The sequence below is a fragment of the Sphingomonas sp. genome, assembly GCF_042091075.1.
Lineage (GTDB): Bacteria > Pseudomonadota > Alphaproteobacteria > Sphingomonadales > Sphingomonadaceae > Sphingomonas.
In genome coordinates this window covers 1-11,600 of sequence record NZ_JBELIE010000106.1, presented here as the reverse complement: position 1 = coordinate 11,600, position 11,600 = coordinate 1, and the positions used below count along the sequence as shown (strand labels likewise).

Here is an 11,600-nt window from a genome sequence, read left to right as displayed (position 1 = left end):
TCTTCCGATCTAAGACGAACGGTTCGATCTGAACCTGACCGATATCGCCGAGGTGTGGCGGCGCGGCAGCGTGATTTCGTCCTGGCTGCTCGACCTGACCGCGCTGGCGCTGGCGAAGGATGGCAAGCTGGAACAGTTCAGCGGCAACGTCGCCGATTCGGGCGAAGGCCGGTGGACGATCGACGCGGCGATGGAGGAAGCGGTGCCGGCGAACGTGCTGACGACCGCGCTGTTCGCCCGCTATCGCAGCCGGGTCGAGCATACGTTCGGTGAGAAGGTGCTGTCGGCGATGCGATTCGGCTTCGGTGGCCACGTCGAGATGCCGCAATAATGGCGATTCGCCTGTTGGTATCCGACGTTGACGGCACGCTGGTCGACAAGGACAAGAAGCTGACCCCCGCGACGATCGACGCGGTCGCGCGGCTGCGCGCGGCCGGGATCGGCTTCACCATCATCAGCGCGCGGCCGATGTCGGGGCTGCGCCCGCTGCTGGAGCCGTTGGGGCTCGACGGCGACGTCGCGGCGTTCAACGGCGGCATCGTCTTTCGCCGGGACGGCACGATCGTGCGGCGCGAGATGATCGAGCCGGCGGCGGCGCGCACGGCGATGCGGCTGGCGGCGGGCGCGCCGGTCGATATCTGGGTGTTCGCGGACGATCGCTGGTACGCCAGTGACCCCGACGGCCCGCATACCGGCAGCGAACGGCGCGCATCGGCGCAGGAGCCGGTGACGACGCGCGCCTTCGACGCGCTGCTGGATCACGCCGACAAGATCACCTTCGTCAGCGATGACGAGGCGGCGCTGCGCGCGCTGTACGCCGAGGTTCATGCCGCGATCGGCGAGCGCGCGACGGTGGCGCAGTCGCAGACCTATTATCTGGACGTGACCGCGCAGCGGGCCAACAAGGGCGACGGGATCGCCGCGCTGGCCGCCGCGCTGCATGTCGATCTGGCGGACGTGGCGGCGATCGGCGATCAGGCCAACGACCTGCCGATGCTGAAGCGCGCGGGCCTGTCGATCGCGATGGGAAACGCACCCGAAACGGTACAATCGGCCGCCGCCGTAACGACTCGCGCCAACACGGAAGATGGCGTAGCGCACGCCATCGATACCATCGTTCTTCCCCGGAGAAACTGAATGAAGAAGCTCGTGGCGTTCGACCTCGACGGCACCCTCGCGCTCAGCAAGCAGGCATTGCTGGAGGATATGGGCGAGACGTTGGCCGATCTGCTGACGGTCGCCGACGTGGCGGTGATCTCCGGGGGCGACTGGCCGCAGTTCGACAAGCAGGTGGCGAGCCGCCTGCCGGCGCGCGCCGATGTGTCGCGGCTGTGGCTGATGCCGACGACGGGCACCAAGCTGTTCACCCATCAGGACGGCGCGTGGAAGCCGGTCTATGCCGAATTGTTCGACGACGCCGAGAAGCAGAAGATTATCGATGCGTTCGGCGAGGCGCTGGAAGCGACCGGCTTCGTCCCGGAACAGACCTGGGGCGAGCGGATCGAGGATCGCGGCAGCCAGATCACCTTCTCCGCGCTGGGCCAGCAGGCGCCGCTGGAGGCGAAGGAACATTGGGACCCCGATTTCGCCAAGCGCAAGGTGATCCAGGCGGACCTGAAGCAGCGGTTGCCGGGGCTGGCGATCAACATGGGCGGATCGACCTCGATCGACATCACCCGTGAGGGTGTCGACAAGGGCTATGGCCTGCGCAAGCTGGCCGAGGCGAGCGGGTTCACGCTGGCCGACATGTTGTTCATCGGCGATGCGATCTTTCCGGGCGGCAATGATTATCCCGCCAAGGAAGCGGGCGTTGACTGCGTGCGCGTGCGCGATCCGCAGGAAACGATCAGCGTCGTTACCGCGATCGTGGCCTGCCAGAAATAAACCCGCGGCGGCGCGACGATCGTGAACGACATCCCCGCGCTATGGGCGCGGTTCATCCAGTGGATCGGCGACGGCACCGGGCTGCCCGACACGATCCTGCATATCCACGCGGGCATGGCAGTGCTGATGCTGGCGCGCGTCGTCACGCGGCGCTCGCTGGGAACGCTCATCCCGCTGTCCGTCGTTGCGGCGGCGGAGGCGGGGAACGAGATCCTCGACCGGCTGCATTGGGGCAGCTGGCGCTGGCACGATACGATCGGCGACGTGATCAACACCCTGTTCTGGCCGACCGTGATCTGCCTGGCGGTGCGACTGCGCCCGATGGCGGCGCGCGATCACCGGCGGCGGCGGTAGCGGGGGCGCCGCGCCGGATCGTTCGGAACGACCGTGCGGCTATCCGATCGCGGCGCGGGCACGCGGGGCGAGGTGCGCCACGGCGGCGTCGTGGATGCCGGGCGTGGTCACCAGCACGCCATAGGCGCGCGGATCGGGCTTGTTGAAGGTCAGCGGCGCGCCCAGTGCGTCGCTGACCGTCGCTCCCGCCTCCGCCGCGACCAGCACCGCGGCGGCGATGTCCCATTCGTTGCCCCAGCGCAGCGTCGCGACCAGATCGGCGCGATCGTCGGCGACCATCGCGATCCGCAGCGCGATCGAATTGGGTTTCTGCACCGCGACCAGATCGCGATCCGCCTTGGGCAGCGCATCGACCGGCACGCGCGCGCCGGGGAAGGCGGTGCGCGTGCCGGCATGGACGCGCGCACCGTCGCGCGTCACGCCATGGCCCGCGACTGCGTGCCACGTCTCGCCCCGCACCGGCGCATCGAGCACCCCGATCAGCGGATGCCCGTCCTCGATCAGCGCCACCGACACGCACCAGCCGGGGCGGCCGCGGATATAGTCGCGGGTGCCGTCGATCGGATCGACCACCCATACCCGACGGCACGCCAGCCGGTCGGGGCGATCGGCGGTCTCCTCCGACAGCCAGCCGGCATCGGGCAGGAGCGCCGACAGCCGATCCTTCAGCAGGCGATCCACCGCCAGATCGACCTCGCACACCGGGCTGCCGCCGGTCTTTTCCCAGCGCGCGAAATCGGTGTGAAAGCGCGCGAGCGCGAGGCCAGCGGCCTCGCGAACGATCCCGGCGATCGCATCGGCAAGAGGCCGGGGGTCAGCCACCGGCGACCGTCATCCCCTCGATCCGCAGCGTGGGAACGTTGATGCCGTATCGGAACGTCAGGTCGTTGGCGGGAACCAGCGTGGCGAACATCGCCTTCAGATTGCCCGCGATCGTGAATTCAGCGACGGGGCGGGTGATCGCGCCCCGCTCGATCAGGAAACCGGCCGCGCCGCGACTATAATCGCCGGTGACGGGATTGACGCCCTGGCCGATCAGCTCGGTGATATAGATGCCTTGCGTGATATCGCCGATCAGCGTTTCCACCGGCACCTTGCCCGCCGCCATATAGAGGTTGCCGGTCGATACCCCCGGCGCGCCTGCGATGCCGCGCGCGGCATGGCCGGTCGGCTCCAGCCCCAATTGCCGTGCCGAGGCGCTGTCGAGCAGCCAGGTTTCGAGCATGCCATCGCTGACCAGCGACAGCGGCGACACCGGCAGCCCCTCGCCATCGAAGGGACGCGACCGCAGGCCGCGCGGGCGATGCGGATCGTCTTCGATCGCGATGCCCGGCGCGAACACGCGCGTGCCGAGCGAATCGAGCAGGAAACTGGTGCGCCGCGTGATCGCCGCGCCCGCGATCGCCGAGGTGAGGTGACCGAGCAGACTGCTGCCGACGCGGGGATCGAACACCACCGGCATCGCGCCGCTGGGCGCGCGGCCGGGGGATAAGCGCGCGACGGCGCGCTCCCCGGCCTGCCGCCCGATCGCTTCCGGTGGATCGAGGTGCGCGCGGTGGCGCGCGGCGTGGAAGGCATAGTCGCGCTGCATGCCGCTGCCTTCGCCCGCGACGACGCTGGCCGACACGCTGAACCCGGTGGTGGCATAGGCGCCCGCGAAGCCGTGGCTGGTCGCCAGCGCCCAGACGCTGCTGCTGGTGGAGGCGCCGCCCCCCTCGCTGTTGGTGACGCCGGGCACCGCGCGCGCCGCTTCCTCCGCGAGCCGCGCGGCGGTGCGCAATTCCTCCGGGGTGGCGATGGTGTGATCGGCGAGGTCGAGCAACGGCGGCGCGCCGTGCAGCAGCCGTTCCTGCGGCGCGAGGCCGGCCCAGCGGTCCTCCGGCGCCTCCCGTGCCATCGCCACCGCGCGTTCCACGAGCGACTCCATCGCCGCAACCGACAGGTCCGATGTGGAAACGCTGGCGGATCGCTGGCCGACGAACACGCGCAGGCCCAGATCCTCCCCCTCCGAACGTCCGACATCCTCGAGCTGGCCAAGCCGTACCGACACGTCGGACGAGGCATTGGCGGCGAAAACGGCATCGGCGGCATCGGCCCCGGCGGCCCGGGCGCGGCGAACGATGTCCTGGGCGCGTTCCTGCGCCTGATCGGGGGTCAACATCGCCCCGACTTAGGGCGACGCACGCATGGTTGCTAGGTGCGAACGCCTATAGCGTGGTGCCGACCGCCGCACAGGCGAGGAAGACCAGCAGCCCGGTGGCGCGGTTCGCGCGGAACCGTCGCAGCGCGCCCTCGCCATCCGCGGGCCGCAGCGTCGCCACCTGCCACAGCAGATGCAGTGCCGCCGGCAGCACCGCGAGGAACACCAGCGGATCGGCGCGCACCTGCCACAAGGCCGCCGTCCAGCCCGCCACCGCGATCGCATAACAGATGCCGATCCCGGCGTGGACATGCCGCCCCATCGACAGCGCGGAGGAGCCAATGCCGATCAGCGCATCGTCCTCGCGATCCTGCAGCGCATAGATCGTGTCATAGCCGACCACCCAGGCGATCGACCCGGCATAGAGCGACAGCCCCGCGAGCGAAACGCTTCCCCATGTCTCCGCCCAGCCGACCGGCGCCGCCCAGGAGAAGACGAGGCCCAGCCACAATTGTGGCCAGCCGGTGATCCGTTTCATGAACGGATAGGCGGCCACCAGAACGAGACTGGCGAGCGCGATGATCCGCGCCAGCGTGCCGAGCTGAAGCAGCACGATCAGCCCGATCCCGCATAGCGCCAGCAGCCATGCCCAGGCCGCCGCCACCGAGATCGCGCCGCTGGCGAGCGGGCGATGCCGGGTGCGCGCGACGCTGGCATCGAGATCGCGGTCGACGATGTCGTTGTAGACGCATCCTGCGCCGCGCATCACGATGCTGCCGATCAGGAACCAGATGAGCAGACCCCAGCGCGTGGGGAGGCCACCGGCGAGCGCAATCGCCCAGGCGCCGGGCCAGAACAGCAGCCACCAGCCGATCGGCCGATCGAACCGCGCCAGCAATGCCAGCGCCCGGACGCGCGGCGGCAGCGCCGCGACCAGGCCACGGGCCTGACTGTCGGGAACGATTTCGGGTGCGGGAGGGGACGGCATCACACGCCGGTTAGCGCGTTTCACGGGCGACGTCGAATGGCGCCACCGCTGCCGCGCCCGGCGCTGATGGCGGTTGGCGTCGCAGCCTTATTTTGGGCCTGTTCGCCGCTTATCTAGCGATCATGGTGATGCTTCTCCCCCTGCTTCTGGCCGCAGCGGCGCCGGCCGCGGACCCGCTGGTCGGCACGTGGGTCAATCCGGCGGGCAGCGTGCGGATCCGGGTCGCGGCATGCGGGGACGAGCCGGGGCTGTGCGGCACCGTGATCGCGGCGAATGACAAGGCGAGGGACGATGCCGCGCGCGGCGGCACCGACCGGCTGATCGGCACGCGGCTGTTTCGCGGCCTTCGCCAGCAGCGCGACGGCGGTTACGCCGGCACCGTGTTCGTGCCCGATCTGAATAGCGAGGTGGATGGCATGTTGCACCTCGACGGGCGCAACGTGCTGGTGGCGGAAGGCTGCCTGTTCGCGGGCTTCGGCTGCCAGCAGCAGCGCTGGACCCGAGCGCCCGGCCCGCGGTGATCCATCTCTCGGTCGCGATCGGTCGATTCTTCGAGGCCCTGTTCTTTGCGATCCTGAAGGTGGCGGGCGTGGTGACCGCGGGCGTGGTGGGCATCGCGCTGGCGGGGGCGGTGCTGTTCCTGATAGCGCGCATGTTCCTGCAACGAAGGAGCAAGTGATGGGCGCAACCCCCGCCTGGCCGCCGCGATCGACGCCGCGCCTGTTCATCGATGCGCCGCTGGCGCCCGGCGCATTGTCGATCGAGGGCGCGCCCGCGCATTATCTGGCAACGGTGATGCGCGCGCGGGCGGGCGATCCGGTGGTGCTGTTCGACGATCGCACCGGCGAATGGCTGGCGGTCGTTCGCGATGTCGCGAAACGATCGCTGACGGTGGAGGTGGGCGAACGGCTGCGCGTGCGCGAGGCGGTGCCCGACCTGTGGCTGCTTGCCGCACCGCTGAAGAAGGGGCGGGTCGACTGGATGGCCGAGAAGGCCTGTGAGCTGGGCATCGCTCGGCTGGTGCCGGTCGTCACCCGGCGCACAGTGGTCGACAAGCCCAATGTCGAGCGGTTGCGCGGGCAGATGATCGAGGCGGCGGAGCAATGCGGGCGAACCGCGCTGCCCGAGGTGGCGGAGGCGGTGAAGCTGCCGGCGCTGCTGCGTGACTGGCCCGCCGGGCGGCCGTTGTTCTTCGCCGACGAGATGGGTGGTGCGCCGGCGGCGGCGGCGATGCGTGCGCAACCCGGCCCCGCCGCGATCCTGATCGGGCCGGAGGGCGGCTTCGACGATGACGAGCGGGCGGCGATTCGCGCCTGTCCGCAGGCGACCGGCGTCACATTGGGGCCGCGCATCCTGCGAGCCGAGACCGCGGCGACAGCGGCGGTGGCGCTGTGGATGGCGGCGGCGGGGGATTGGTAAACCGCCGGGGCGTCCGCCCCTTGCGTGGGTGACGGCGATGATAGGGCGGATTGATCCGCATCAACAACGACCTGGCATCCCCCTCTAGCGCGGCGGTGCATCGCGCAGTAAGGCGCGGCCATGTCGACGAAGACCGTTTCGAACAGCAACGCAGCGGTCATTGACTCGCGCGATCAGCTCATTGCCCATTTCGCCCGGGGGGAGAAGCCGGCGGCCCGCTGGCGGATCGGCACCGAGCATGAGAAATTCGTCTATGCCACCGGGGATCACCATGCCCCGGCGTGGGGCGAGCCGGCGGGGATCCGCGCCCTGTTGCTGGAACTGGTGCAGCACGGCTGGACCCCGGTGGACGAGGGCGGCAATATCATCGCGCTGAGCGGTGCGGACGGGTCGGTCAGCCTGGAGCCGGCGGGTCAGTTCGAACTGTCGGGCGCGCCACTGGAAAATCTGCACCAGACCTGCGCGGAAACGGGGCGCCACCTGCAGCAGGTGAAGGCGGCGGGTGATAAGCTGGGGCTCGGCTTCCTCGGCCTGGGGATGTGGCCCGACAAGGCGCGGGACCAGCTGCCGATCATGCCAAAGGGTCGTTATGCGATCATGTTGCGGCACATGCCGCGCGTCGGCTCGATGGGGCTGGACATGATGCTGCGCACCTGCACGATCCAGGTGAACCTCGATTATGCCAGTGAAGCCGATATGGTGCGCAAATTCCGCGTCGGCCTGGCCCTGCAGCCGCTGGCGACCGCATTGTTCGCCAACTCGCCGTTCACCGAGGGCAAGCCCAACGGCTTTCTCAGCTATCGCAGCCATATCTGGTCGGATACCGATCCGGCACGTACCGGCATGCTGCCGTTCGTTTTCGAGGACGGTTTCGGCTACGAACGATATGCCGACTATATGCTCGATGTGCCGATGTACTTCGTCTATCGCGACGGGCGCTATATCGATGCGGCGGGGCTGTCGTTCCGGGACTTCCTGAAGGGCGAGCTGTCCGTCCTGCCGGGCGAGAAGCCGACGATCGACGACTGGAACGATCACCTGTCGACCGCCTTTCCCGAGGTGCGGCTGAAGACTTTCCTGGAGATGCGCGGCGCGGATGGCGGCCCCTGGGGGCGGATCTGCGCGCTGCCCGCCTTATGGGTAGGCCTGCTGTACGATCAGGGCGCGCTGGATGCGGCGTGGGATCTGGTAAAGGGCTGGACGCTCGAGGAGCGGCAGGGGCTGCGCGATGCGGTGCCGCGGCTGGGGCTGGACGCGCCGCTGCCCGGCGGACGACGGCTGCGCGATATCGCGGGCGAGGTGATCGATATCGCGCATCGCGGGCTGGCGGCACGCGCCCGCACCAATGCGGCCGGGGATGACGAAACGGGCTTTCTCGACCCGCTGCGCGAGATCGTGCGGACCGGCAAGGTGCCGGCGGAATTGCTGCTGGAGCGTTATCACGGCGCGTGGGGCGGCGATGTCGCGAAGGTGTACGACGAGGCGAGCTTCTAGTCGTCGCTGGCGCGGCAGGTGCGCTCAGCCGCGCCGCGCCCAGCGCAGGAAGCGCGGCACGAGGCCGTGACGCTCGATCCAGACATCATATTCGCGATAGGCGGGGTCGAGCCGTAAATGGCGTTCCTCGGTCCGCGCGCGCCAGTAATAGATGCCGCTGACCACGCCCAGCAGGATCGTCGCCCGCGCCGCGTCGACCAGCGTGCCGGTCGACAGCATCGGGATCGTCGAGATCCACCAGAACAGGTTCTTCGCCAGATAGGCGGGATGCCGCGACAGCGCATATGGCCCGTGCGTCAGGATACCGCGATGGGTGAGGTTCGAGAAGCGCAGCCCGAACGCGACGGTCGCCCAGGCATAGATCGCGGTCAGCAGCACCAGCACCGCGCCGGTGATCGCCAGCAAGGTCGGCTGTCCCTGCATCCAATGGGTCCAGTCGGCGGTGCCGGGCCGATAGTCGAATGGCCGCCCGTCATCCATCATGATGAACGGCGGATAGCAGATCAGCGCCGCCGTCCATGCCGCCATGAATGGATTGGCGGATCGGATGTGCGCGTCGAGTGGCCGCAGCGTGAGGATATAGCCGACCGTCGCGAAGGCGACGTCGATCACGAACATCAGCGTGATCAGCCAATTGGCCAGCAGGACCGGATCGGCGAGCAAATTGCCGGTGCCCATCCGCACGAACGCGCCATAGCCGCCGGGCACGATCGCCAGCATGAAGGTGAGGAACACCGCCTTCACCGCCCAGGCGCGCAAATGCGCATGGATCTGTTCCGGGTCGGCGCCCGCGATACCGAGCAGCCACGCGCCAGCATGCCACGCGCCGTCGCGGGGCTCGACGAGATAACGATCGAGCCACAGCACATAGGGGATCGACAGCAGCACCAGCAGCGGCGCGGCGCGTTCGAGCGACCACATCGCGAAGGTGAAAGGGCCCTCCCAATAAAAGCGCCCGGTGGCGTAGATCAGCGCGATCCCCGCCCAGGTCGCCCACAGCCCGGTCAGCTTGACGAGGCTGATATCGATCGAGGCACGCCACGGCCGCGCGGACGCCCAGTCGATCCCGGTACTCGCATGACCGTGTACCCGGTCGACCAGCAGCGACCACAGCACCATCGGCACGCCGCAGGCCGCCACCCCGACGAGCGCGGCCCAGGGCCCGTCCGCGCCGAGGCGATGCGCGATCGCCAGCCATGCCAGCAGACCGGCCAGCCCCGCCAGTCCCACGCCATGCGAAACCGCGGACGCCGGGCGGGTGTCGGCCGGCGACGCGGCGAGGATCGCGCTCTCCTGCAACATGCGTGTGCCTTTACGTTGCGAATGGTTAATGAACCGGGCAGGCGTACCGGCCATCAAAGGAACCGGAACGCTCGATCGTGCGTGTAGCGGCGAGAATGATGGTGTGGAGGGAAAGGAGCAGCGTATGGCGGTTCACCGACTGGAGATCGACGACACGTCGGTGCTCGACAATATCGACGCGGGACAGGTGGAGTTCAGCGGGATCGTCGATGACGACGAATATGACTTTGCGGTGCAATACGACCTGCTGGAGGCATTGAGCGGCGACCGGCCCGATGGCGACGCAGAGGAGACCTTCCGCCGCTTCAGCGATGAGATCAGCGATGCCGCACTGGCGGCACTGGCGCGAAATCGCGACGCCAATCCGGTCATCGTCAGCGAAAACGATCTCGAGTGATTGGTGAACGCGGGACACGGGCGCATCCGATCCCGCTTGCATCGCCGCCCGGTCGCGCGCAGGCTCCCCCTCGATAACAGGCCGACGACGCGACAGCGCGCGGCGACAGGGAGAGATGCGATGAATGCAGCGGCGATGATGGTATTGGCCGTGGGTGGGATCGGATCGCTCGCGACGCTGGGCGCCGCGCTGGTGATCGCGCGCTCGCGCACCTGATGCGCGCCCTTGCGTGCGTCGCGGCGAGACGGTAATGCCGCGCAACACCGCCTGTCGGAATGCCGACCGAAGAGACGTCGGAATGGCGGCGGTGTTGCGATGATAAAACGATGTTTTTCATCGGTTTGCGGGTATAGCACAATGGTAGTGCAGCAGCCTTCCAAGCTTCCAATATCGACGGTTTTCCGCGGGTTTCGGTGCAAAACATCGTTCTTAAATCCGCAATCCCCTCAATAACTTAGCAAACGGCTGCAAATCAGTTCTGGACTATTCCGCGGTTGCCAAGCGCTCCGCGATACGGCGGCCGATCTCCACCACCACGCGGGCGTGATCGACGTAGACGCGGCGGATGTGGGCGACGCGTTCGGGCGACCAGCCCATGATGTCGGCGGCTTCCTGGTCGGTCAGCTGCGATCTTCATCACCGCCCGCTATGCCGCCGACTTCACCCCGCAGACCGCGGCATACACTGGCGCCGAATCCGGGCTGATCGGCCTGTGGCGCCTCAACGGCAACTTCCTGTCGGGCAACCAACAAGGATTGTCAGGCAGCCTGTCGCCAGCCGTCATCCAGCCGGGAGTCATCGTTTTCCCGGCTGGTCCGCTCCAGCGGTGGCGTAGTGGCAAACGGAACATGATCCTCAGGCCACGATGGCGCGAGGCTACGGTCGATCTGGCAGCCCGCGCAATCGACAGTCCGCTTGCCGCTGTGAGGGCACGCGGCCTCCGCCATCAGCGCTTTGATCAATCGTCGCACAATACGCATCGTTGGTCCCCGTTTTTCATGGAGTAACCAACGGCTTAACCATAGGCAATTGATCTATATCGCAATACGATAGCGATGCTTGTCGCCTTCCGTCGCTTTACGGATGTCGATGACATACCGGCTGCCGATCACGCGGGTTGCCTGTTCAAGCTGTGCGACGGTGCTGGCGTGGCCCAGATCCAAGAGCCGATCGATCTGACGCGGATTGACGCCCATCGATCGGGCGAGGTCCGCCTTTTTCCAGTCACGATCGCGCATCGCGCGATAGATCCCGAGCTTTAGTTCGCCGAGCAGGCTGAGGCCAACGCTGGGGCGGCCATCGGCAGGTGACGGCTCGGGGATGTCGCGGCGATCGGTAATATAGCCATTCAGCGCGGTTTCCAGGGCGTCGGCAGCATTGGCGAGTGCCTCGTCCTCGTCAGCGCCAAATGACGCGGCTTCGGGCACATCAGGGAAGGTCACCATTACGGTGTCGTTGTCGTCGGGGGTCAATTCGACCGGATAGTAGAACATGATGGGCGCCTTAATCTGTGGTTGGAGAGGAGGTGCCTCGAGATCATTCGTCCCCCGTCTCATACGTGATGCCGCTCCCGACCTGGTCCCCCATCATCCGCTGAACCGGCCTCGTGAATGTCGCCTCGC

13 protein-coding genes and 1 pseudogene are annotated in these 11,600 nt (G+C 67.8%); 9 read left to right on the top strand and 5 right to left on the bottom strand.

The window, feature by feature from the left end; genetic code table 11:
• Nucleotides 1–13: 13 nt before the first annotated feature.
• The 4 genes and pseudogenes from ACFDSW_RS11220 to ACFDSW_RS11205 all read left to right on the top strand — a co-directional run.
• Nucleotides 14–331 (top strand): annotated as a pseudogene (locus ACFDSW_RS11220) (6-phosphogluconate dehydrogenase (decarboxylating)); the annotation flags it as partial.
• The gene (locus tag ACFDSW_RS11215; protein ID WP_375250380.1) at nucleotides 331–1,137 is read left to right on the top strand and encodes a Cof-type HAD-IIB family hydrolase; all 807 of its coding nucleotides are present in this window, start codon (nucleotides 331–333) and stop codon (nucleotides 1,135–1,137) included. The pseudogene ACFDSW_RS11220 and the gene ACFDSW_RS11215, both read left to right, overlap by 1 nt.
• Nucleotides 1,138–1,884 (top strand): HAD-IIB family hydrolase, encoded by a 747-nt coding sequence (locus ACFDSW_RS11210; RefSeq protein ID WP_375250379.1) that lies wholly within the window; start codon nucleotides 1,138–1,140, stop codon nucleotides 1,882–1,884.
• 21 nt (nucleotides 1,885–1,905) lie between these two features.
• Nucleotides 1,906–2,238 (top strand): hypothetical protein, encoded by a 333-nt coding sequence (locus ACFDSW_RS11205; protein ID WP_375250378.1) that lies wholly within the window; start codon nucleotides 1,906–1,908, stop codon nucleotides 2,236–2,238.
• A gap of 39 nt (nucleotides 2,239–2,277) precedes the next feature.
• On the opposite strand, the gene ACFDSW_RS11200 is transcribed toward ACFDSW_RS11205, so the two are convergent.
• The 3 genes from ACFDSW_RS11200 to ubiA are packed head-to-tail and all read right to left on the bottom strand — an operon-like array spanning nucleotide 2,278 to nucleotide 5,366.
• Nucleotides 2,278–3,060, bottom strand: a complete 783-nt coding sequence (locus ACFDSW_RS11200; RefSeq protein WP_375250377.1) for a 3'(2'),5'-bisphosphate nucleotidase CysQ — start codon at nucleotides 3,058–3,060, stop codon at nucleotides 2,278–2,280.
• A complete protein-coding gene (locus ACFDSW_RS11195; protein WP_375250376.1) occupies nucleotides 3,053–4,399 on the bottom strand; it encodes a TldD/PmbA family protein in 1,347 nt (448 codons plus the stop codon). The genes ACFDSW_RS11200 and ACFDSW_RS11195 overlap by 8 nt, the downstream gene beginning before the upstream one ends.
• A gap of 46 nt (nucleotides 4,400–4,445) precedes the next feature.
• Nucleotides 4,446–5,366, bottom strand: coding sequence for a 4-hydroxybenzoate octaprenyltransferase (gene ubiA, locus ACFDSW_RS11190; RefSeq protein ID WP_375250375.1), 921 nt, complete (start codon nucleotides 5,364–5,366; stop codon nucleotides 4,446–4,448).
• A gap of 122 nt (nucleotides 5,367–5,488) precedes the next feature.
• Here ubiA and ACFDSW_RS11185 point away from each other — a divergent pair, with 122 nt between their 5' ends.
• The 4 genes from ACFDSW_RS11185 (at nucleotide 5,489) to ACFDSW_RS11170 (ending at nucleotide 8,279) form a co-directional block, all read left to right on the top strand.
• Entirely contained in the window at nucleotides 5,489–5,887 is a 399-nt protein-coding gene (locus tag ACFDSW_RS11185; RefSeq protein ID WP_375250374.1) for a DUF2147 domain-containing protein, read from the top strand.
• Nucleotides 5,884–6,045 (top strand): hypothetical protein, encoded by a 162-nt coding sequence (locus ACFDSW_RS11180; protein WP_375250373.1) that lies wholly within the window; start codon nucleotides 5,884–5,886, stop codon nucleotides 6,043–6,045. Before ACFDSW_RS11185 ends, ACFDSW_RS11180 begins: the two co-directional genes overlap by 4 nt.
• Nucleotides 6,045–6,785, top strand: a complete 741-nt coding sequence (locus ACFDSW_RS11175; protein ID WP_375250372.1) for a 16S rRNA (uracil(1498)-N(3))-methyltransferase — start codon at nucleotides 6,045–6,047, stop codon at nucleotides 6,783–6,785. Before ACFDSW_RS11180 ends, ACFDSW_RS11175 begins: the two co-directional genes overlap by 1 nt.
• Before the next feature lie 120 nt (nucleotides 6,786–6,905).
• Nucleotides 6,906–8,279: a glutamate--cysteine ligase gene (locus tag ACFDSW_RS11170; RefSeq protein WP_375250371.1), complete on the top strand. Its 1,374-nt coding sequence runs from the start codon at nucleotides 6,906–6,908 to the stop codon at nucleotides 8,277–8,279.
• A gap of 24 nt (nucleotides 8,280–8,303) precedes the next feature.
• Here ACFDSW_RS11170 and ACFDSW_RS11165 read toward each other — a convergent pair whose 3' ends face one another.
• Nucleotides 8,304–9,581 (bottom strand): methyltransferase family protein, encoded by a 1,278-nt coding sequence (locus tag ACFDSW_RS11165; protein WP_375250370.1) that lies wholly within the window; start codon nucleotides 9,579–9,581, stop codon nucleotides 8,304–8,306.
• A gap of 124 nt (nucleotides 9,582–9,705) precedes the next feature.
• Between ACFDSW_RS11165 and ACFDSW_RS11160 the strand changes: the two genes are divergently transcribed.
• Nucleotides 9,706–9,978, top strand: coding sequence for a hypothetical protein (locus tag ACFDSW_RS11160; RefSeq protein ID WP_375250369.1), 273 nt, complete (start codon nucleotides 9,706–9,708; stop codon nucleotides 9,976–9,978).
• A gap of 1,034 nt (nucleotides 9,979–11,012) precedes the next feature.
• Here the strand turns inward: ACFDSW_RS11160 and ACFDSW_RS11155 are convergent.
• The gene (locus tag ACFDSW_RS11155; RefSeq protein WP_375250368.1) at nucleotides 11,013–11,450 is read right to left on the bottom strand and encodes a type II toxin-antitoxin system HicB family antitoxin; all 438 of its coding nucleotides are present in this window, start codon (nucleotides 11,448–11,450) and stop codon (nucleotides 11,013–11,015) included.
• Nucleotides 11,451–11,600 lie beyond the last annotated feature (150 nt).